The following is a 20,716-nucleotide window of genomic DNA, read 5'->3' as shown; positions in this document are numbered from 1 at the left end:
TCCTCCTAGAAGAGTTGTTGTCCGCCATCAGCTGAAAGGATTTGCCCGCTCACATACCCAGCCCAATCAGATGCAAAGAATAACACTGGATAAGCTATATCTTCCGGCTCCCCCAAACGCTTTACTGAGATGGAAGCAATCAGATTCTGCTGCTGCTCTTTTGACATGCTCTCCCACTGCTTCTTGGTTGAAGGATTAGAGACAACAAATCCCGGAGCAACATTATTAACTGTGATTCCGTAAGGGCCCAGCTCCTGCGCCATCTGCCGCGTCAAGCCGATCTGCCCCGCTTTGGCACTTGCATATGCCTGAATCCCGGTCAGGCTCGTGCTTCTTCCTGCACCGCTTGATATGTTGATGATTCTTCCATAATTGTTTTTCTTCATATACGGAGCGGCAGCTTTAATCGTGTAAAAAGCCGCATCCAGATTAACAGAAAAGATCCTGTGCCAATCCTCCTCCGGCACTTCCTCCACCGGCTTGTGCACCTGCCCGCATACACCGCCGGCATTATTGACAAGAATATCGATTTTGCCGAGTTTGCTTATAACGAAATCGATCAGCTCTTTTACATTACTTTCTTTTGTAATATCAGCTGCATATGTATGAAATTGATTTTCTTGGCCCTGATCTTTCGCCAAGCTGTTGATCTCTTTCTCTGCCCTTTGAAGATTTTCTTCCAAAATATCCGTTCCAACAACAGTGGCCCCATGCGTTATAAAAGCCTCGCAAATCCCTTTTCCAATGCCATGGCCTGCCCCTGTAACCAAAACGACTTTCCCACTGAAAAATGTTGAATGTAAACTGTTAACACTTTTAACCAAGACAACACTTCCTATGTTTGACAAATTTATTACTATTACAGTAAAGGGTGAAGGTTGAATTGTCAATATTTTTTGAAAATTAATAATTTTACTACTATTTTAAAATAATGACTCTTGAATGCAGCTGATCACTCTCTTCTTTTTTAAAGCATAGAATCTCTCAACCAGAAATCTTGGTACATAAGTATGAGGAAAAAGGGATAAAAAGAACCCGGCTTTTTTATATATGCGGGGTTGAGAACAGGTTAAGTTTTAATCAAACGATTGATTAAATGCCCGTTCTCTATTGGCACAAGTGGATTGTCTCACTTTCGAATATGGATTAAAATGGAATGAAACAATGTACCTAGTAGGGGGAAACACTTTGGCAACTCCAGCCCAAAAGCATTTTCGAAAACAAATGAAGGCGCTTAACCGCAGCAGCCAAGCATTCAACCAGACCGATATATATCAGCCTGCTTTCAAAATCAGACAGCCCAGGCCCAGGTGGAGCTATAGCCTGATTGCTATTGTGCTGATCCTAGTAGTACTATCCGGCATGCCAAAGCAATTCTACGATAATTTCATTGTATACAAGCATGATAAGATGATTGCTTACTTGAAGGAACAGCAGGCGTACACAGAACAAAGCGCTGCTATTTTAAATACCTATCTCATGCAGTCATCCGCCCCTGCCTCCTTGAATTTAAACTCATTGCAGGAAAGCAAAAAAATTCTAAGTGATCTCATTTTAGAAGCGAATAATATGAAAGCCCCTTCTGCATTCAAGGAGCACAAAAATTCTGTCATTGGAATCATGGAAAAAAGGCTTTTTATTGTAACTTATTTAGAGGTGCTCGCCAGCAGCAGCAACCAAAACTATAACGAGCTCACCCCTCACATCAATGAGCTGAAAACAAGACAGCAGCTGGAGCGGAATCAGCTAGCGGGTATATTTGAGGAAGAAAACATTCCGTATATATTAGAGGATGATGGAACGATTCAGTACGAGTATAAGACTTACCGTCCTGGGAATGGGAAGTCTAATTAAATACATGGGCCAGGGGGTCAGGTCCCTTGGCTCACTTTTCATGAAACATTTATGTGAAACAAGGGTGGTGTCCCTTCATTAAAAGCCATTTTATTACGATAGAGCTCTACATAAATATAAAAATGCTTTTAATGAAAAGAGAAAAATACTTTTCTTGCTTGAGGGCTGTTATTATCAACCCTTATTACTACAAATATGAAGAAAGTATTGCTACACTAAACCTGAAAGTTACCATCCTGAATAGTCAGAAACTAATTCTATTAATGGGAGGAGTCAACATGGCAAGATTGAGTGACAAGGTAGCTGTGATTACCGGAGGAGCAGGCGGCATCGGCAAAGAAACGGCCAAGCAGTTCTTAAATGAAGGCGCTAAAGTCGTGATTGTGGACCTGTTCCAGGAATCTCTTGATGAGGCAAAAGCTGAACTGGATGCCCTTGGTAAAGTAATTGCTGTACAGGGAGATGTGACAAAAGAAGAAGATGTGAAGAATTATGTTCAAAAGGCTGTTGATACTTTTGGCAGAATTGATATTTTCTTTAACAATGCAGGAATCGAAGGCAAGGTTCAGCCTATCGCGGAAACAGAATTGGAAGACTTCTTGAAGGTCCAGAACGTGAACGTGGCCGGTGCCTTTCTGGGACTTAAGCATGTTATTCCTGTCATGACCACGCAAGAGAGCGGAAGCATCATTAATACATCATCTGTTGCAGGCTTTGGCGGAACACCTGGAGTTGCACCTTATGTTACATCCAAGCATGCGCTCGTCGGCTTAACGAAAGTGGCCGCACTCGAGGCAGCACCATTCAATATCCGTGTTAACTCGATCCATCCATCACCTGTTCATACACGCATGATGCGTTCGCTTGAGGCCGGATTTGCTCCGGATAATGCTGAAGGAGCTCAAGAACAGTTTGCCCAGGGCATCCCGCTCGGCCGCTACGGCGAAAGTGAAGATATTGCAAGCCTGGTGGTTTTCCTTGCTTCAGATGACAGCAAATTTATCACTGGCTCACAATATCGCATTGACGGCGGTATGGCTGCGTTATAGCATTAGTAAAAAAAGCTGACTCATCACTTTTCGAGTCAGCTTTTTCTTTTGAAAAGATTATTATGCTTTTATAGGTTTATCCGCCTATAGGAGTGGTAAAAAATTAGTTGAGGCTTATTTTAGGATTGAGGGGTACAAGTACATATGAATTCAAATGCTTTTTCTTACAGCAAGTTCATGAATTTCGACGAAGCGGCGGACAGCATTCTAAGAATGATGAGCAGGATTTTAAATATAAATACTCTTTTCATTGCCAAAAATGATCAAAGGACAAATGAGATTGTCAAGGTTGTTAATGATGAGGATATATTGCTAAGCGAAGGAGATACTCTTCCGTTTGAAGAGACCTTTTGCAAGCTGAGTGTGGATTATGGCAAGAAGGTCCTTTATATTCCTGATATTACAAAAAGCGATCTGACAAATGCGCTGAATGTCACCCGGAATTTAGGAAGCGGCAGCTTTGTGGGCCTTCCTATTTTTTATGAGGATGGAAGGAATTACGGGACCATCTGCGGACTGGATACGGAAACCTTTGAACTCACTGAAGAACATGTGGATCTTTTCGAGACCATGAGCTCGCTGCTCTCCTATGTACTGGAGCTCGATGATGCAAACAGACAGATTCAAACTTTGTCAGCACCGCTCGTACCGATCACTACAGGAGTGGCCATCCTTCCGATCATCGGCAATATCAATGAATTCCGGCTGGAGACCATCATAGAATTGGCCCTCACGAAGAGCGAGAGCCTGTCACTGGAGTATCTAATCATTGACCTGTCAGGAATTCTCCAAATCAACGATATGGTGAGCTCGTCCCTTTTAAAAGTTGTCAGCATGCTGCGCCTGATCGGAGTCACCCCCATACTTACCGGAATCAGACCGGATTTGGCATTAAGAGCTATCAGCACAAACACAGATTTAAAATCGGTAAAAACTGAGGCAAGCCTGGAGAGTGCTTTGAAGACGATTGGATTTACACTGAGCAGAGACGAAGGCAAAATCAGAGGGACAGGCTCATCGTCCCGCTCCCTTTTTAGTTAAAACTTATTAATCAAACGTTTAATTAAATGCTCTTAAAGCCAGAAAGGGACAGTAAATCTGTCCCCTCCGGCCTACAGCAGCAAACTTTATGAAACATAGCTGTGAAACAAGATTTTTCGGGTGGTACCTGTCACCTAAATCCTCCCCACAACAGCCGCAATCACCATATGCAAATCCGCCTTCCCGTTGTACCAAACGTACATAACTGTTTTCCCTTTAGAAGCAAATACCTTTTTAATGCCCTCTTCCTCATAAACTATCAACTTATCCAATGCAGGATGCTTTTTTTGCAAGAACTTTTCCGGGCTGTCTTCATACCTGTATCTTTCCACAAGATCAGAAATTAGATTATCCGCCAGACCGGCTACACTAAGCTGATAGACCTGTGTTTGAATGGAGGGTGAATATCTGCCGCTGCCGTCATCCCACTTCTCACCAATTACTTCTCCGCTTTCATCAGTTTCATATTGCTTGGGTGCCAATGGACTCCAGTCGCGGGAATAGCGGTTGCCCCAATCCACATCATCATCGAAATATACCGGCTCTTCCCTGATCAAGTCCGGATTCTTTTCTACATCTGCTAATCTCACAATCGGCAGGTCTATGTTTCCTTCAGGCAATGTTTTTGTGTCCATCATAGAAAGCTGCGCGAATGATATAGCAGCAGTCGAACCGGCTGTTACTATAAAAAGCAAGGATATTGCCGTATTCCGGCGGAAGCGCTTCTTCCACGGAGCATGGTGGTCGATCGGTATTCCTTCGGCAAGTTTTTTCCGCAGCGACCGAATAGAAATCGCCGCTTGGAGGGAATTGTAGGCCGAGTATCCGAGGATGATAGTTAAAATCGTTTGTGTAAGCACATTGCCCTGAACCATCATTAAAGTTGGTGTTCCGTCAAGGAACCATATAGAAGCCAGCATCCCAAACGTCAGCAGTATCATAATCGTGACGGTCCACGCAGTCTGAGCATACTTTTCGTCCAGAGCCTTTAATGTATATGACTGCTCAGCTGGATCTGTATGGAGCTCAGTTGCATGAAGCTCAGCCGGTGAGGAAAAGACATGGAAATAACTGTAGTTTGTGACATAATCCCATCCGCTTTCAGCATACATCTCGACTTGCTCACTGGAGATTTCCTTACTGAACGATACATCAATTCTGTACTTCACCTTCTTCGGCTCACCTTTGACAAACTTAGCAAACCGGCTCCCCATCTTCTTAAGGAAAAGCCCTTCTGCTGCCATGTCTGTGAACCAGCTTTCATGCTCCCCGATTCGCCAATAATCACTAGGGCGGAGTTTGCGTACAGTTTTACCCATCCCCCTCACCCTCCTCTAAAATCCTGCTGTCTTCAATCAGGGCTTTTAATCGACCATACTCAACACGCAGGGCATGTTCCCCATCAGTTGTAATTTTGTAAGTCTTCCTTCTGCCATCATTTTCGGCCAGGTAAATGAGTCCGTCCTTTTGCATCCGGGACAAGACCCCATAAAGCGTTCCCGGACCCATATTCACTCGGTCGTTTGAAACTTCAGTGATGGCATGCATCAGCTGGTAGCCGTGATTGGGACGCATGAGTGCAAGGAGTACGTAGTACATGGCTTCGGTCATTGGGCCTCCGTTGTATGACATTGGTTGGTCCCTTCTTTCCTCGTCGGAGTTAAATGTTGCTCGTTATTATGTGACGCGATATATCGTGTGACATAACAATACAGTATAGGAAACTTATTGTAAAGATACGAGGATTTCTATTTTCTTGTTAACCTTCCGTTTCTTCTCCTTCAATGTTTTTTCGTTTTCTTAATTAAATATTTGTTTTAAATAAATCCAATATCATTCGGGAAAGTTAAATAGAAAGGTACATTGGATGGAGATTTTTAGGTAGCGAAGATTTTAAGTGCGGTTTAGGAAGTAGTCTTTATTTTGTAACGGCAAAAGTCCAAGCAATTTTTACTTGCTTGGACTTTTTAATCCATTCCTCTGCTGTCTGATGAAAATAGCCAATACTGACAAGAGTTTGTTATATGACCTGGATTGATTATCCGAGAAGAATCTTGGGCTTATTGATACCGGCTCTACATGCTCCTCAAATTTTTTATCACAATATTACTAATCGATTAAAACAAATGAATCATATTTTACGAGTATGGTTCCATCTTTATAATTATTTTCTTTTGGAATATTTCTCTTTCCACTTATATTATTTACAATATAATTCACATAATTATGTCCCGCCTCATACGCATGCAAATACCCCCCGCCGAATCTTGGGTTTATTTCTGAAATAACATACCCATTTTCTGTTTTAAAACAATCAATATCAATTGGCCCTACTAAATCTAAAGTACTGAGCAGCCTTAGAATGAGTTCCATTAATTTATTGTCTTTAACCGCAATTGACTTGTCTGTTTCACCCGCTCTCATTTTCACCTTTTTCTTTAGGAATATAGAAACAACTTCTTTTGAAACGATATCGACATAACAATCAATACCAAATTCCTCTCCTTTTATAAAGGGCTGCACAATAAGGTTGTCCATAGATTCTTCATCAATTAGTAGCTTAAGATCTTTAATGGAGTGAATAGTGGTAATTCCGATACTTGCGCTTCCTTTCCTTGGTTTAACAATCAAAGGAAAAGAAATTTCATGACGCTGAATCTCTTCAACTATTTGGTGAAATTTAGTGAATGTTGGAACACAAGGTAAATGATGATCACATAGATATTGATAGGTTAAATGCTTATCAAAGCATATTTTTACAACATTTTCATCAGAAACAATAACCCTTACGCCTTCTCTCTCAAACTCATCCTTATATTGTGCTAATAAGATTAATTCCGGATCAATTAATGATAAAATTGCATTAATTTTATACTTTCGGCAAATCTGCTTGATGACAGAAATATAATCAGGGTGGTTTATCTGCGGGACTATTTCATAATGATCCGCAAAATATAAACCAGCAGCAGTTGCATCGCAATCTACCGTTATAACTACTCCACCAGTTTCATGACAGGTTTCTTTAAAGTACTCCACAAGCTTCACTCTGCGACCAACACTACAGATTAAGATATTCATTGTTTCCCCCTTTTGGAAAGCAGTAAATTTCTTCATTGAAAAACTGCCGGAATGTTTCTGCCCTCCGTGTAATATAAACCTTACCCTCCTCCAATGCTATAATACTTGGCCTGCCTTTAATAAATGGAGGATTGAAGACAATGGTATAAGCACCTACGTTATGAAAAATAACGTAATCGCCCCTCAGCGGAAGTTCATCATGGACATCATGGGCTAAATAGTCTTTCTCCATGCAGGTATAACCTACTATCTCAAATGGTCGCTTATTACCTCCATCAGCGTGTTGTCTAACAATTTTCATCGGAAGGTTCCTTTGGTGCATAGTTGGCTTAATGTTATGAACACTGCCGTCTAATAATACAAATTGTTTTCCACGCACTTCTTTAGTGTCCATTACCTTAGCCATAAAACTAAACACGTTAGCAACCATCGACATCCCAGGTTCAATAATTAAATAAGGTTTACAACTGTTATCACAAAACTCTTTATTCATAATAGTACCTATGACTTCGGCGTATTCTTGAAAAGTAGGGGCATTAAACCCGAAAGAACTAGGTAATTCTCCGTACATCCCTCCTCCTACATCAATATATTCAACACTTTCAGAAATGTATTCTTTTGCAAGTTTACAAAGATTAATGGTAATCTTCCTGTAAGTCTCTACACTTCTATCCTTTGTGGAAAAATGGCCATGAAATCCTACGATTTTAATATTATTAAGAACGTTTATTTTTGCAATTGCTTTTATTACATCTCCATTTTCCACACAAAATCCAAATCTGCTAACTTCATAACCATTTTGAAGAGGACTGAACCCTTCTAGAGAAATATCAAAATTAACTCTTAACCCGATTTTAATTAGTTTTTTAGGATTGTTTAGTGCATATTCGTTTACATAATCTATTTCATAAAAAGAATCTAAGTTTATGATGCTCTCATTTTCTAAAGCAAGCTGAACATCTTCTTTGCTTTTGAGGGGGCCATTAAAAATAATTCTTCTTGGATCCTCTCCTATTTCTATGGCTAGGTCATATTCCAGCCGTGATACAACTTCCGCATATGCACCGAGTAAGGATAGTTCCTTACATATATGCGGAAGATAATTTGTTTTATACGAGTAACCGATTATTAAATTTTGATATTGAGTTTCGAAAGTGTTCTCCAGATTTCGGTAATTCTCTCTTAGTTTATCAACGTTAAATATATATAATGGTGTTCCAAACTTTTTCTCAAGTTGATTAAAAGATGCGTATTCAAGTGTCTCTAAAGTTACAACATTCTTATTTTTCATAAGATTTCCCAACCACTTCTCCCCCTTTAAGAAAATAACGTTAAAGTATCAGCTTCTTCACTTCGGTTTCTTTAGTGAATTTATATTCAGCACTGCTTTTCCATTTAAGGTATAAAAAAAAGAGACCGATTCGCCCGACTATACTTGTTGCATAAAAAGTCCTCGAATCATATCCCACGGTTGGTCCATATTCTTCTTTAAATTTGTTTACGTTTTGTCCCCCCTGATCTCTTTCATTCAAAACTTTACCGCTAAAGTTATACCATTTACACCCTTTTTCTTTAAAACTCAGAATATCTTTCCAATGTAAATACCTATTGGCTCTTCCAATTAAATTACGCTCTAAGGAGTCACTCTTTTCATATCGTTTAGAAGCAGAGTAAATCAAATATCCCTGTTCTTCCTCTTTGTGATGTACATGATAACAAAGGACTTGATTATTTTTACTGACAACGTACGAAATAACCAAGGACCTCTGATCCCTAATAGCCATCAACTTACTTACATCACAGAGCCGAATGTTTCGCTCTTTTGCAAATGGATTAAAAAACTCGCTAAATTTTTCAATTTCCTCATTTTTTGGATGGGTAAGCTCAATATACGTTAATTCATCCCGATTCATTGCACGCTTAATTTTATATCTAGTATTTTTGTGGATTCTCTGAAAAATCCCCTCTTCTTCTTCCTCCAAATTAATCAGATAGTTTGGAACCACTAAACGGAAAGATCCCTTTAAAAGATTGGTATCAGCCTTCGTCGGTTCTGATAGCAAAAGTTCCTGCTGCAAATAAATATCTGCATTCCCTATGTTGATATTATACGGAGGAACCCCAATATCTTCTCTTATTGAGAAAAAACTCCGTTTATATTGAATTGAAAACATAGCTACCTCCTGTTTAATCTGATTTACAATGTTCAATCATTTCCAGCGTGAGCTAAACCAGTTTTTCCACCAAAGTTAATCTGACCTGCAAAATAGTCCACGACTCTCTCATCAACGACTACATCGAATTTTCTGGCAAAAAACTTTCCAGAGGTTAACATGTGTGGAATGTCCTTTTCAGTTAGGCATACTGGAGAATTTCTCTCCCTTAACTTTTCACCCATTCTTAAGTACAATAAATTATCTTTGACTATCGCTGACTTGTAAGGCGAATTCATTATTAATGTATGAAAAAACCACTCATCTGGAGTATATGTGTCTTTGAAATACTCATAATACCATGGATTATTGTCTAGAAATTCAACCATGTATCTTGCTACCTCTAACGGCATAGTAAACCATTGGGAACCACAGAAAAAATCATAATTTTCTGGCCAATAATGATTATTAGGAAACAGAACCACACCATTATCATAAAAAACTTTAATCATTTTTCTATATATCCGGAGAGGGTGTGCAGAGGTATATCTTCTTCTGGTTATTCTCGGCCAATTCATTAATACAGCACCTTTGTTCTTCCAGGTAATATCAAAGAATTCCATAAATATTTTTCCCTTATTTGTTGCCAAATAGTTTTGAAATCCATTCTTTATTAATAGATCCTGACCGCTCCTTAAGGAAACAAAATCATATTGTTGCTCTGAATTTAGTACCTCTCTTAATAGGAGAATAGTAGCATCAATTTGACTAAAATCACCCCATTCACAAACAACAGATTCCTCCAGTATTTTCACAAATTCGCTAGTAATAATTTCTTCCTTAACTTTCTCATGCTGTCTTTTATCAATATGAATATAAACGTCTGCTCCTCCTTCTCCTATTAATTGTTGGATGAACTTGTTCACCTGGCTTGGGTTTTTATGGATTTGCAGAATAAAAGCACTACGTGGTTTGTTCATCTTCTACTTCTCCTTAGATTTTATAAAAAGTCAACTTTATTCTTTGTTATCGCATTACTCGGATATTTTATTTCTTTTAACCTCCTTTTTCAGAGACACTGGATATGAAATTTTATTATTATCATTGTTGATTAACTCATTCTCAGTGATTTTTAAATTATCCGGAATAAAATCCACGTCAATGGCAGCATATGATCCTCCGTTACTTAATCCGGAAAGATAATTTTTGCTGATTGTTAATCCGTTTAATGACCCTCTCCCATACTCTTCCACTATTATTCCTTCTTCACCATCGGTAACTTTATTATTTGATATGACAATGTCACTCATCGGACGTCCTTCATGAACATGGAGATACACACCAGATGAATCCTTAATTTCATTCTCCGCTATTACCACCTGATGAACCGGACCCTTTATTAAGGAAGCATAACTCTTGATATTAACAAACACATTATTTAATATTTTTACGTCGTTTATAAAATAATCTCCGTAATACTCAAAATATACTCCCTTTTCGTATCCCTTAAAATCGTTGCTCGCTATGGTTATATCTTCTAAGTCATTTGATGCAAACAATTTAATAGCAGGCATTGTTTCTTTTCCGGTAAATTTATTTTGCAGAATTTTGGTTTCCTCAGTTCCAGCCTGAATTAAAATACCTTCGTTTAAAGTATTGAATGTATTCTGTTTAATTTCCGTTCCAGTAGAAACTAATCTGCCATCAGACCCGCCTTCAATCATGACACCTACTTCACTAGTTATCTCATTTTGATAAATCTTCACCTCTTGGTTTTTTCTCCATACATGTATATTGCGAACATTCAACTCATTATTATATATTTTTGCGCCTAGGCTATCTTGAATTAAAAAAACTCCTGATGGACAGCTTACATAATTATTGTAGAACTCTATTCCATAATAAAGATTACCCGCCTCCGCAATCTTTGTCTGTTCAGAATCCGAACCTCTAAGTAGTACACAGTTCCCGTCTACAGTTGAAGTCAATTTATTCCCACTTATATCCGCATCAGATAGTTTCATATCTTCCCAAGGCTCAAAGTGAATAGTTGAGCTTCCCGTATGTGAAGTAATAATATTATTCAGGATTTTTACATGATTTACTTGTTCGATGACAATTTGGGCACGTTGATTTTCCTCCACTATATTATTTGTTATGACAACAAAATCGCTAGAATTTTTAGAACCGGAAATTGATATTCCATCGCCAACAGCATTAATCAATCGATTATGGTCGATGACTATGTGATCAGAATCATAGGCAAAAATACAATGCATATGTTCTGTTCCATTGGGGTATTGCCCTTTATTACCATCACACGTTATATTTTCAACTTTCGTATAATCATTCATGTTAATCAAACGCCTTTGTCCAACTGGTACATCATCTGAAAGCCGCATTATCACTGAATCTTGACTTGCCCCTACCAGATTTACATGCGGCTCAAGAAAAATAGGATGTAAACTATAAGTGCCTGAGGGAACAAAAAGGTTTCCGCCACCATTAGCTGAAAGGTTGTTAATCGCTTTTTGAAATGCAGCAGTATCATCAGACCTACCATCCCCTATTGCTCCAAAGTCTTTTACACTTATTTGGTTCATTTGAGACAATACTTTTATTTTCAATATTTTTTTTATGTTTTTATAACTGGCTGTAATTTGGACTTCACCTTCCATGATTGCTGTTACAACGCCAGTTGGGCCCACGGCAGCTACCTCAGGATCTGAAGAATGAAAATGACTCTCCTTAGTTACATTTAATTTGTTCCCACCTTTAAGATCCTTAATCACAAACATATGATGAATAGCACCTTTCCCTAATGAGATGTCTGTTTCATCTAAAGTTATACTTTCATTGGAAGACTTTTGGCTATTCCACCATACCAATAAGACAGCAACTAGAAGGAATACTATAACTGAATAAATTACTAGATAAAGCCTCCGCTTCCTTCTAAAAATCACGTCAAAAACAACCCCTTCGCTTATAACATTACTTTGTTCAAAGATAAATCTTTACTAATTGCCTTTGCTAAATGGTATTTTCTCCAATAGATTTATAGGGAGAAACATAATGAGTAATGGCCGTAATGCAAAGATTCTTCACAAGTAAGGTATATTTAAGCGTTTACAAGCTTCCAATCTGGCTTTCTTTTCATATATACGGAATATCCTGCTTTTTTAGCAAAAGATTTTTAACCTTCTAGAAAATAAATCAATGGCTCTTGTATATTGTTTTTTCACAGTTAAATTTACCCATGATAATTGTATTTTGGGTTCATATAACTATCTCACCATTGAGATACAGTGTTTTTTGCATGACTTTTAATACTTATCAAATGCTTGTTATACACTTCATCCAAGTCCCCAATAATTTTTTCTATTGCATAGTTCTGAATACATTCTCTATTCTTTTTTGCACAAGCTTTTCTCAATGTTTCTGAATAATATAGTTCCTTTATTTCCTTAGCAAAAGCAAAGACATCTCCCTCTCCTACAATGAGTCCATTAACACCATTACTTATAAGATCTCTATTCCCCCTACAATCTGTTACAATAATTGGTAATCCAGTTGCCATGGCTTCAATAATATTCACCGGTAAACCTTCCTGTCTTGATGAAGAAACTGCTATATCAGATAAAGTCATCAGTTGAGCAACATCTTTTCGATATCCCATAAAAACCACCTGATCATTGACCTCGAACTGCTGAACTTTCTTTTTATATAAGCTCATTAGATCTCCATCCCCGACAAGCAGAAGCTTCAAATTAGGAATCTCTTCCTTTAACAAACCCACAGCCTCTATTAAGAGATCTTGACGTTTCCGATAACTTAGCTCTCCCACATAGATTAATATCAATTCTGATTGTTCAAACCCGTATTCTATTCGCAGCCTCTCTTTTCTCTCTTTTGTCTGTGGTAAGAATTTCTTGAGGTTGAGTCCAACACCATTTACTTTAAACACGGAATTCCCATTTCGCATCTTCATTTTTTTGGCTGCTTCATAATCCTCATCATTCATGGTAATAAGAGTATCTGTCCATCTGGCTGCGAATTTTTCTATCGTATAATAGAGGAGCCAATTGACTTTAGGTGCTCCTTTATAAAAATGAAATCCATGGGCTGTATATAGGACCCTCACATTTTTATTTTTTCTGCAGGCAAAGCGTGTTATGAAAGAAGCTACAGGTGTATGTACATGGATTAGATCATATTTTTCGTTTTGTATAATTTCCTTCACCTTTTTATATGCGGTAATATTTTCTTTCTTTAAAGGTGAACGTTGGAATTCAACAGGATGAACCTTGCACCCTATTGTCAATAATTCATTGTTGATTAACTGTATGATGTTACATGCGACATCGACTTCATTCCCCTGTTCCACAAGGAACTTAATATGTGGCACCAGAAAGGCATTCACAGTATTCGAATTCGTGGTAACATACAAAATTTTCATTCAACCTTCTCCTTTTCAATTTATTGCGAAGAAACCTTGCTATTCTTAAAGATCACCATCATTCTAAAGACAGTATTGTTTAGGATACTTGTTTTATACCATCTTTTTCCTTACGCTTGAACTTAACATGAGAGACAACGCTTTGTACTTCATTAATTCTCATCACAAGAATGATTCCTATATAAAGTAAAAGACCCACCAAAACAGCAAGTGTAAAAGCTAGTGTAGAAGCAACTGAATTTTGTAATAGGCCATAACTGATAGTACTGACTGCCCCCATTGCAACAGCGGCCAAGCATGATTTAAAAAAGGTGATCACAATGGACTTTACTTTAAAGCCTCCCATTCTCTTTTTTAGTTGAATGAATAGAAGTAGTGAACAAAATAGGACAGAAATACTTGTAGCCAAGGCTATACCTCCTATCCCTAAGAACCGATACAGGGTAAAGTTCAAAATAATATTAATTATTATTGAAAAGGTTGCATTTATCATTGGAGTTTTTGTATCCTGCATTGAATAGAATACCTTAGAGAAAAGTTCTCTTTGGCTTAGTCCAACCAGACCGATTGAATAAAACAGAAAGGCTTGGGAGGTCGTGTCAATTGCTTGTGTATCAAATTCTCCTCTTCCATACAAGAGTTGAATAATTTCTTTGGGAAATAGTAAACAAATAATTAAGACTGGGAGAACGAAAAGATGAATGGTATTCATAGCATTGGATAGATGTTTTTGTATACCTGTTATATTGTTTTCGGATGCTGCCTTGGAAATCTTAGGGTACAAAACTGATGTGATTGAAGAAACAATAACTCCTATCGCAACCAAATTGGTTGTATTTGCATAGTTTAAGGCCGATATCCCTCCAACAACAACTTGAGAAGCCAAAGTTCGATCAATTAGCAGATTAATCTGTGCAGCCGAAGATCCTAAGATAACAGGCAAAGCTAGATACATCATCTTTTTTAGATTACTGTCTTTAATATCTAAGCGTAATTGATAACGGTATTGATGCTTATGGCAATAGACAATAAGTAAGAGAAATTGAGAGACAGTGGCAACCATACTGCCTACAGCCAATACATATATATTAGTCTGCGAACTTGCTATAAAAGAAACAATAATGATAATATTTGCTGGCAAACCCATAATTGCGGGGATAGCAAAAATTCCTTTCAATTGAAGAAAAGCAGTATAAACGTAAATAAGTCCACTAAAAAAAACACTTACTAATGTTATTCTAGTAAAAATAACAGCCAATTCTAACGTCTCAGTATTAAAGCCAGACGCAAAGAGTTTAACGATTGGTTGTGTAAAAATAAAACTTATTATAAAAATGCCGATGCATATTAACAGAACAAAGTTTGCTAAGTTGTTTGTATATTGATTTGCCTTTTCCAGGCCAGATTTAGTTTCAATTCGTGTGTACATGGGGACGAAGCCTGTAGAAATTCCATCACCGATGATCGCAATAAGAACTGTCGGGATCGTTAAGGAAATTAAATAAATATCACTGATTTCAGAAGCACCATAGAAGTATGATAAACTGATATCTCTTAAAAAACCGAATAACTTCGAGATTATCGCTATCAGCATTAACAAAATAATGGTTTTTTTCATACAATCTCCTGCTATTTCAAATTACCGTTCTAAAGTTTCGGAAAATTGACATTTCCTTTAAACTCGCGTTCCAACTTTCTCTCTTTTGTAATGCAGCGGTTATTGGACGGTTTTCGAGAGTGATGCAATTTCAAAAAGTACACTGTAGCACCTAAGAACAACCAAAGCATTCTTGCATTGTTTAATGAGATAGCCAATGACCCAATTAGCAGAATGATAATTATGTCCCTTAGGATTAAATTCATTACAGAAGTTTGAGAAGAGTAAATAGTTATTTTTCCGAGAGAAAAGGCGATAAATACAAAAAAAGAAAGTGCCAGAGGGATTCCCCATTCTGCAGATAACTGTAAAAAGGTATTATGGGCAACATTGTTAAAATTAAATAGGTCAGTGGCCAATGAAGTATACATCCCAATTCCTACACCTAAAAATGGAGAGATTTGAATTATTTGAAGAGCTGTTTTCCATGTATCCGCTCTTCCGGATCCTTCTTCAGTAATGGCACCGTTAAAGTCAGTAACCAAATTATAAATGCGGCCAAATGAAGGAATATTCGTAGCTATGTTATTAAATAAATACTGAATTTTATCGAATATCAAAGGAGTAATAAAAAGTAATAAGCTTAACACCAATAGTTGACAAGTAAATAGCATTATTTTTTTTCTTGTGAAAAACAGATATTCCAGCAATCTTATTATCAAATAACACCCTAACGTCATAAGGCCTGTTTTTGATCCAGATATTAGAACAGATAAGGAGATTATAACTACAGCGATATATTTATATTTTACCTCTACCGTTTTTACCCTGGTTAAAAACACCAATGATGTAACTTGTAAAACAGCGTAATAATTGGGATCTATCATCAGGCCACGATATCTAGTGCCCCCAAAAAAGAAAAACTCCCTATAAAATTCTAAGTGAGTAAAAGTCATAACTATACCCGCAGCCCCAATAAGAATTCCAGATATTGAGTATCCTTTCAGCAATTTTCCCATTAAATTTTGAGATGATAAATTATATCCCAATATAAAATAGCCAAATAAAGCTAGCAACTTTAAATAATCACTTAAAATTACTGTGGGAATTACAAATAAATCGAATCTCAATGGGATATAAAAGGATGCTGTAACAATAACCTGTACGGATAAGAATAAGAAGCAAATAAGAGGACTAATAGGAATATATAATTGTTTTACCATAAACAAATAAATTAATAGTAGGATACAAAAAAAATCAGCGAAAGAAAGATTTATCCCATATATGACATTAGAATGATGAAGTAAGGCAGCTATACAGATAATAAATAGGCTTAATGCAGTGCTCTTATATTCCAATTTGAACGTACTGTGCACCATTTTTCCACCTTCCAGCAATACTTTAAAAAACCCCTATAAACCTCTTCCTTATCGGCAAGGGATCCTCAAGTTTTAAGCTTTCTCCTTGCATAAGCTTATAAGCATTATCCTTAAAATAAGCGGCTGACTTTTTTCCATATTTAACAGAGATATGGTCATAAGCATACTGAAGTGAGAAACCTCTAAATTTGATGTCATGGGCATCCGTGGCAATAAAGTGCACTAAATGATGTTTGATCATCTGTTCAGCAAACGACTGTACTTTCTTACTGAAAAAACCCAAAATACTTCCAGCCGTTAGTTGTGTCATTGCTCCCTCACGTACTAATTCATAGATAATTTCAGGATTTTCTCTAATAATATTATTTCTTTCTGGGTGTACTATGATAGGGGTTATACCTTTTAGTAAAAGTTCATAAACAATATTGTGAGTGTACGGGGGTACCTCACTCGCGGGCAGTTCGATTAATAAATAAGATTCATTATTATCTAATGTTAGCACCTCTTCACTTTCAATAGAGCGAAGTAACCCCCCGTGAATTCTTAGTTCTTGTCCAGGATGAACAAACAGTGATATATTATTAAGTTGTAGTAGATCGTTTGCTTTAAAAACGCTCTCTAGTATTTCAAATTTTGTATTTATAAATCGACCATTTAAATGATGTGGAGTTGCATATATGTGAGTAATTCCAGACTCTATTGCTGCATTAGCCATTTCTAGAAATTCTGTTTCATCCGACGGTCCATCATCTAATCCAGGAATAATATGACAATGCAAATCGACCACTTGCAATCCTCCCTACTCTAATAGTAATCTCCATAATAATCATTGCGTTTATGATTCACCCCATTTATAACCACTCCCAACATTTGGGAGCCTGTTTTCTCCAAAAGTTCCTTTGCCTTAATTGCTCTATCCCTTCGAGTTTTCCTGCTGGAAATCACCATAACCACTCCGTCACATCTGTTTGCAAGGTTCTGTGAATCAGCGACTGCTAAGATAGGAGGTGTATCGTAAATTATATATTCATATTGGCACTTTAATTCCTTCATCAAAATGTCCATTGAGTTAGAATCCAATAGTTCCGAGGGATTTGGTGGAGTCGGCCCGCTAGGCAGCACATCAAGATTTGGGACTTCCGTAGATAATATTGCTGATTCCAACTGACAATCCTTAGTCAATACAGTTGTAATGCCATCTAAATTACTCAAAGAAAAGGCACAATGAATGGTCGGTTTTCTTAAATCCGCATCTGCCAGGAGTACTTTCTTTCCTTTTTGGGCAAGAACAATAGCCAGATTAGCAGCTGTTGTCGATTTTCCTTCATTGGGGAATGCTGATGTGATCAGTATAGAACTAATATTCTTATCAACTGAAGTAAAGTGAATGTTATTCCTAATTATTCGATATTGTTCATTCATAGGGGATTGCGGATTAGCAAGAGCAATTAAGGGAATATTTTTCTTAGTAAATTGTTTTACTTTATGCCTCAAAGGTTTGCCTCCTTAATTTACGTGATATCCATTTTCCCTCAGTATCTTTTTTCTGTGCCATTTGAACAGAACCGAGAATGGGTAGGCCTAGATAGGCTTCCACGTCATGATCATCCTTTAATGTTGAATCCATGACCTCTGATAACATTGCTACACCTATCCCTCCCATGAAGCCGACAACAAATGCTATAGCAATATTAAATAATAGATTAGGCTTTACCGGAGTTGGGTGCTCCTTTATCTCTGCCTCTGCTAGAATATTTACATTATCGATCCTCATAATCTCTTTTATCTCTTTCTGGAATGTCTTTGAAATTGTATTTGCAATGAGCACAGCCTGGTTAGCATCATTATCTTCAACGATCAAAGAAAAAATTTGAGAATCTTGCTGACTGTTAATGGTAATTTTACCAGTGAGTTGGTCGACGCTTTCCGAAAGGTTGAGTTCCTCAATAACCTTACCGAGAATTACAGGGCTCTTTATAATCCCGCCATAGGTATTAATTAATCCAATATTGTCACTTAATTGACTAAGATCACTTATATTCTCAGAGCTCTTTGAGTTGACTAATATTAGCGTAGTTCCTTGATATACTGGCGTAAGAAGAAAATAGGTAATGAAGCCGCTTATTATCGGAAGCAATAAACTTAAAAGAATAATCGGTTTCCACCTATTCTTTAAAACTAAGAGCAAATCCAGTATATTTACTGTTTCATTCATATAGACCTCCAATTAGTTTTTTGATTTGTATTGTTACTACTACTTACGCTAGCTTATTATTGTCCCAATACATTGAATAACCTTGTATTGATCTTCCAAGCTCATGTTTGAACCAGATGGTAAACAAATTCCTGTATCAAATAATTTATCCGATATGCCTTCTCCACCATCATGTGAGAAAAATGAATTTTCAGTGAATAAAGGTTGAAGGTGCAGAGGTTTCCATACCAGCCTTGCTTCTATATTTTCCCTTTCTAGATAATGCAAAATATCATAATTCGATACACCTGCCTTATTCTTGTCAATAGTTAATACAGTCAGCCACCTATTTGATGTGCTTTGTTCAAGTTCCGGCATGAATGTAATTCCAGGGAGATGGGATAATTCCTTGTAATAAGTTGTGTATATCCGCCTTCTCTGTTTTACTCTAATGTCTAACATCCTTAGTTGGCTTCTTCCAACTCCTGCTAATATATTACTCAAACGATAATTGTATCCGATTTGGCTGTGCTGATAATAGGGAGCAGGGTCCTTAGCCTGAGTAGCTAAAAACCTAACTTTATCTAGTGTCCCGGTATCGTCTGAAACGAGCATACCTCCTCCTGAAGTAGTAATAATTTTATTTCCATTAAACGAATAAACACCAATTTCTCCATTTGTCCCACTTGCTTTACCTTTATAAATGGATCCTAAAGATTCCGCTGCATCTTCAATAATTGGTACATCATATTGGCAACAAATATATTTTAGCTCGTCCATCTTCGCTGATTGACCATATATATTAACCACAATCACTGCTTTGGGTAGTTTGTTTTTTTCTGCTGCGATAATGAAAGCCTCTTTTAAAGCTGTTGGAGACATGTTCCAAGTATCAGGTTCGGAATCAATGAAAACTGGCTCAGCTCCCAAGTACAATATTGGATTTGCTGTAGCAATAAAGGTCAAGCTGGAGCAGAAGACAAAATCACTCTTGTTAACCCCTAATACCGAGAGAGCCAAGTGAATTGCAGCAGTACCAGAACTTAGGGCAACTGCACCCTTAGCTCCTACATAGCTGGCTACTTCCTTTTCAAAAGCATCAACATTTGGTCCTAAAGGCGCAATCCAGTTTGTTTCAAAAGCTTCTTGAATATATTCCATTTCATTGCCACTTAAATGAGGAGAAGAAAGAAAGATTTTTTTATTTACCGATGTATTGATCATTTTATAAACACTCTCTCTCATTATTGTTTGTTCCTGTAAAATCAGGGACGTCTACATTTACATCATCGGAACGGATAACCTTTATACATGTCATGCAAAAAATTTTCAAATCCAGTAATAGAGAGTGATTGTCAACATACCAAACATCCAGGGTGAATTTTTCTTCCCAGGAAATAGCATTTCGTCCGTTTACCTGCGCCCATCCTGTAATTCCAGGCTTGACTTGATGCCTCTTGGCTTGTTCTTTCGAATACAAGGGGAGATAATCCATTAATAATGGCCTTGGTCCCACCAGACTCAACTCACCCTTCAATACATTAATTAATTGCGGCAGTTCATCGAGACTGTACTTTCGTAAAAAAGACCCTAAGTATGTGGTTCTGGATGAGTCCGGAAGAAGCTTTCCCTCCAGATCTTTTAATTCTTCCATGCTGCGAAACTTATATAAATAAAAAGGCTTCTCATTTAATCCCGGGCGCAGTTGTTTAAATAATATGGGAGAGCCAAGTTTGTATTTAATTAAAAGAGGTATCACTATAAATAATGGGGAAAAAATGATAAATAATAAAAGAGCTCCCAATAAATCTATAATTCTTTTCATATACTAATCCTCCACCTTTTTTATCACCAAATGAAAGACCGGATACTCGCCACGTTTATAGTGTATCTTAAGAATTTACGGGACTTTTTA

General features: G+C 37.3%; 19 protein-coding genes. 3 read left to right on the top strand and 16 right to left on the bottom strand.

What is annotated here, in order from left to right:
* Nucleotides 1–5 precede the first annotated feature (5 nt).
* A complete protein-coding gene (locus CYJ37_RS08345) occupies nucleotides 6–770 on the bottom strand; it encodes an SDR family NAD(P)-dependent oxidoreductase (protein ID WP_374703150.1) in 765 nt (254 codons plus the stop codon).
* Nucleotides 771–1,188: 418 nt separating this feature from the next.
* Here CYJ37_RS08345 and CYJ37_RS08340 point away from each other — a divergent pair, with 418 nt between their 5' ends.
* The 3 genes from CYJ37_RS08340 (at nucleotide 1,189) to CYJ37_RS08330 (ending at nucleotide 3,944) form a co-directional block, all read left to right on the top strand.
* Entirely contained in the window at nucleotides 1,189–1,854 is a 666-nt protein-coding gene (locus CYJ37_RS08340) for a hypothetical protein (RefSeq protein ID WP_101549021.1), read from the top strand.
* Nucleotides 1,855–2,132: 278 nt separating this feature from the next.
* Complete coding sequence (locus CYJ37_RS08335; RefSeq protein WP_101549018.1) at nucleotides 2,133–2,903, top strand: SDR family NAD(P)-dependent oxidoreductase; 771 nt, start codon at nucleotides 2,133–2,135, stop codon at nucleotides 2,901–2,903.
* A 144-nt stretch (nucleotides 2,904–3,047) separates the two neighbouring features.
* On the top strand, nucleotides 3,048–3,944 hold the full coding sequence (locus CYJ37_RS08330) for an STAS domain-containing protein (RefSeq protein WP_101549016.1): 897 nt from the start codon (nucleotides 3,048–3,050) through the stop codon (nucleotides 3,942–3,944).
* A gap of 134 nt (nucleotides 3,945–4,078) precedes the next feature.
* On the opposite strand, the gene CYJ37_RS08325 is transcribed toward CYJ37_RS08330, so the two are convergent.
* The 15 genes from CYJ37_RS08325 to CYJ37_RS08255 all read right to left on the bottom strand — a co-directional run bounded on the left by CYJ37_RS08325 (nucleotide 4,079) and on the right by CYJ37_RS08255 (nucleotide 20,626).
* Nucleotides 4,079–5,263, bottom strand: coding sequence for a DUF2812 domain-containing protein (locus tag CYJ37_RS08325; RefSeq protein WP_101549014.1), 1,185 nt, complete (start codon nucleotides 5,261–5,263; stop codon nucleotides 4,079–4,081).
* Nucleotides 5,256–5,576 (bottom strand): PadR family transcriptional regulator, encoded by a 321-nt coding sequence (locus tag CYJ37_RS08320; protein WP_101549012.1) that lies wholly within the window; start codon nucleotides 5,574–5,576, stop codon nucleotides 5,256–5,258. The genes CYJ37_RS08325 and CYJ37_RS08320 overlap by 8 nt, the downstream gene beginning before the upstream one ends.
* A gap of 477 nt (nucleotides 5,577–6,053) precedes the next feature.
* Nucleotides 6,054–7,022 (bottom strand): ATP-grasp domain-containing protein, encoded by a 969-nt coding sequence (locus CYJ37_RS08315; RefSeq protein WP_101549010.1) that lies wholly within the window; start codon nucleotides 7,020–7,022, stop codon nucleotides 6,054–6,056.
* On the bottom strand, nucleotides 7,003–8,325 hold the full coding sequence (locus CYJ37_RS08310) for a diaminopimelate decarboxylase (RefSeq protein WP_257964196.1): 1,323 nt from the start codon (nucleotides 8,323–8,325) through the stop codon (nucleotides 7,003–7,005). Before CYJ37_RS08310 ends, CYJ37_RS08315 begins: the two co-directional genes overlap by 20 nt.
* A gap of 28 nt (nucleotides 8,326–8,353) precedes the next feature.
* Nucleotides 8,354–9,196 carry a hypothetical protein gene (locus CYJ37_RS08305; protein WP_101549008.1) on the bottom strand — a complete coding sequence of 281 codons (843 nt, stop codon included), beginning with the start codon at nucleotides 9,194–9,196 and terminating at the stop codon, nucleotides 8,354–8,356.
* A gap of 32 nt (nucleotides 9,197–9,228) precedes the next feature.
* Nucleotides 9,229–10,155: a beta-1,6-N-acetylglucosaminyltransferase gene (locus CYJ37_RS08300; protein ID WP_101549006.1), complete on the bottom strand. Its 927-nt coding sequence runs from the start codon at nucleotides 10,153–10,155 to the stop codon at nucleotides 9,229–9,231.
* 54 nt (nucleotides 10,156–10,209) lie between these two features.
* Nucleotides 10,210–11,973 (bottom strand): right-handed parallel beta-helix repeat-containing protein, encoded by a 1,764-nt coding sequence (locus CYJ37_RS08295; RefSeq protein ID WP_180827279.1) that lies wholly within the window; start codon nucleotides 11,971–11,973, stop codon nucleotides 10,210–10,212.
* Nucleotides 11,974–12,464: 491 nt separating this feature from the next.
* Complete coding sequence (locus tag CYJ37_RS08290) at nucleotides 12,465–13,631, bottom strand: glycosyltransferase family 4 protein (RefSeq protein ID WP_101549002.1); 1,167 nt, start codon at nucleotides 13,629–13,631, stop codon at nucleotides 12,465–12,467.
* Between the two features lie 79 nt (nucleotides 13,632–13,710).
* Nucleotides 13,711–15,249, bottom strand: a complete 1,539-nt coding sequence (gene murJ, locus CYJ37_RS08285; protein ID WP_101549001.1) for a murein biosynthesis integral membrane protein MurJ — start codon at nucleotides 15,247–15,249, stop codon at nucleotides 13,711–13,713.
* Between the two features lie 29 nt (nucleotides 15,250–15,278).
* Entirely contained in the window at nucleotides 15,279–16,625 is a 1,347-nt protein-coding gene (locus CYJ37_RS08280; RefSeq protein WP_142385239.1) for an O-antigen ligase family protein, read from the bottom strand.
* 4 nt (nucleotides 16,626–16,629) lie between these two features.
* Nucleotides 16,630–17,394: a tyrosine-protein phosphatase gene (locus CYJ37_RS08275; protein WP_101548997.1), complete on the bottom strand. Its 765-nt coding sequence runs from the start codon at nucleotides 17,392–17,394 to the stop codon at nucleotides 16,630–16,632.
* A gap of 17 nt (nucleotides 17,395–17,411) precedes the next feature.
* Nucleotides 17,412–18,101, bottom strand: coding sequence for a CpsD/CapB family tyrosine-protein kinase (locus tag CYJ37_RS08270; protein WP_308302648.1), 690 nt, complete (start codon nucleotides 18,099–18,101; stop codon nucleotides 17,412–17,414).
* Entirely contained in the window at nucleotides 18,091–18,822 is a 732-nt protein-coding gene (locus tag CYJ37_RS08265) for a YveK family protein (RefSeq protein ID WP_101548995.1), read from the bottom strand. Before CYJ37_RS08265 ends, CYJ37_RS08270 begins: the two co-directional genes overlap by 11 nt.
* A gap of 48 nt (nucleotides 18,823–18,870) precedes the next feature.
* Complete coding sequence (locus tag CYJ37_RS08260; RefSeq protein WP_101549670.1) at nucleotides 18,871–20,025, bottom strand: DegT/DnrJ/EryC1/StrS family aminotransferase; 1,155 nt, start codon at nucleotides 20,023–20,025, stop codon at nucleotides 18,871–18,873.
* Between the two features lies 1 nt (nucleotide 20,026).
* On the bottom strand, nucleotides 20,027–20,626 hold the full coding sequence (locus CYJ37_RS08255; protein ID WP_101548992.1) for a sugar transferase: 600 nt from the start codon (nucleotides 20,624–20,626) through the stop codon (nucleotides 20,027–20,029).
* Nucleotides 20,627–20,716: the final 90 nt, after the last annotated feature.

Origin of the sequence: Bacillus sp. UMB0728, from assembly GCF_002858875.1 — a bacterium.
GTDB lineage: Bacteria > Bacillota > Bacilli > Bacillales > Cytobacillaceae > Bacillus_AB > Bacillus_AB infantis.
The sequence above is the reverse complement of the archived record's forward strand: the minus strand, read 5'-3'. Positions and strand labels throughout refer to the sequence as shown.

Excerpts from the sequence above, each read along its gene's own strand:
- murJ (WP_101549001.1), bottom strand. The coding sequence starts at position 15,249 with ATGAAAAAAACCATTATTTTGTTAATGCTGATAGCGATAATCTCGAAG.
- CYJ37_RS08325 (WP_101549014.1), bottom strand. The coding sequence starts at position 5,263 with ATGGGTAAAACTGTACGCAAACTCCGCCCTAGTGATTATTGGCGAATC.
- CYJ37_RS08265 (WP_101548995.1), bottom strand. The coding sequence starts at position 18,822 with ATGAATGAAACAGTAAATATACTGGATTTGCTCTTAGTTTTAAAGAAT.
- CYJ37_RS08295 (WP_180827279.1), bottom strand. The coding sequence starts at position 11,973 with ATGTTTGTGATTAAGGATCTTAAAGGTGGGAACAAATTAAATGTAACT.
- CYJ37_RS08290 (WP_101549002.1), bottom strand. The coding sequence starts at position 13,631 with ATGAAAATTTTGTATGTTACCACGAATTCGAATACTGTGAATGCCTTT.
- CYJ37_RS08335 (WP_101549018.1), top strand. The coding sequence starts at position 2,133 with ATGGCAAGATTGAGTGACAAGGTAGCTGTGATTACCGGAGGAGCAGGC.
- CYJ37_RS08320 (WP_101549012.1), bottom strand. The coding sequence starts at position 5,576 with ATGTCATACAACGGAGGCCCAATGACCGAAGCCATGTACTACGTACTC.
- CYJ37_RS08330 (WP_101549016.1), top strand. The coding sequence starts at position 3,048 with ATGAATTCAAATGCTTTTTCTTACAGCAAGTTCATGAATTTCGACGAA.
- CYJ37_RS08300 (WP_101549006.1), bottom strand. The coding sequence starts at position 10,155 with ATGAACAAACCACGTAGTGCTTTTATTCTGCAAATCCATAAAAACCCA.
- CYJ37_RS08255 (WP_101548992.1), bottom strand. The coding sequence starts at position 20,626 with ATGAAAAGAATTATAGATTTATTGGGAGCTCTTTTATTATTTATCATT.
- CYJ37_RS08260 (WP_101549670.1), bottom strand. The coding sequence starts at position 20,025 with ATGATCAATACATCGGTAAATAAAAAAATCTTTCTTTCTTCTCCTCAT.
- CYJ37_RS08315 (WP_101549010.1), bottom strand. The coding sequence starts at position 7,022 with ATGAATATCTTAATCTGTAGTGTTGGTCGCAGAGTGAAGCTTGTGGAG.
- CYJ37_RS08305 (WP_101549008.1), bottom strand. The coding sequence starts at position 9,196 with ATGTTTTCAATTCAATATAAACGGAGTTTTTTCTCAATAAGAGAAGAT.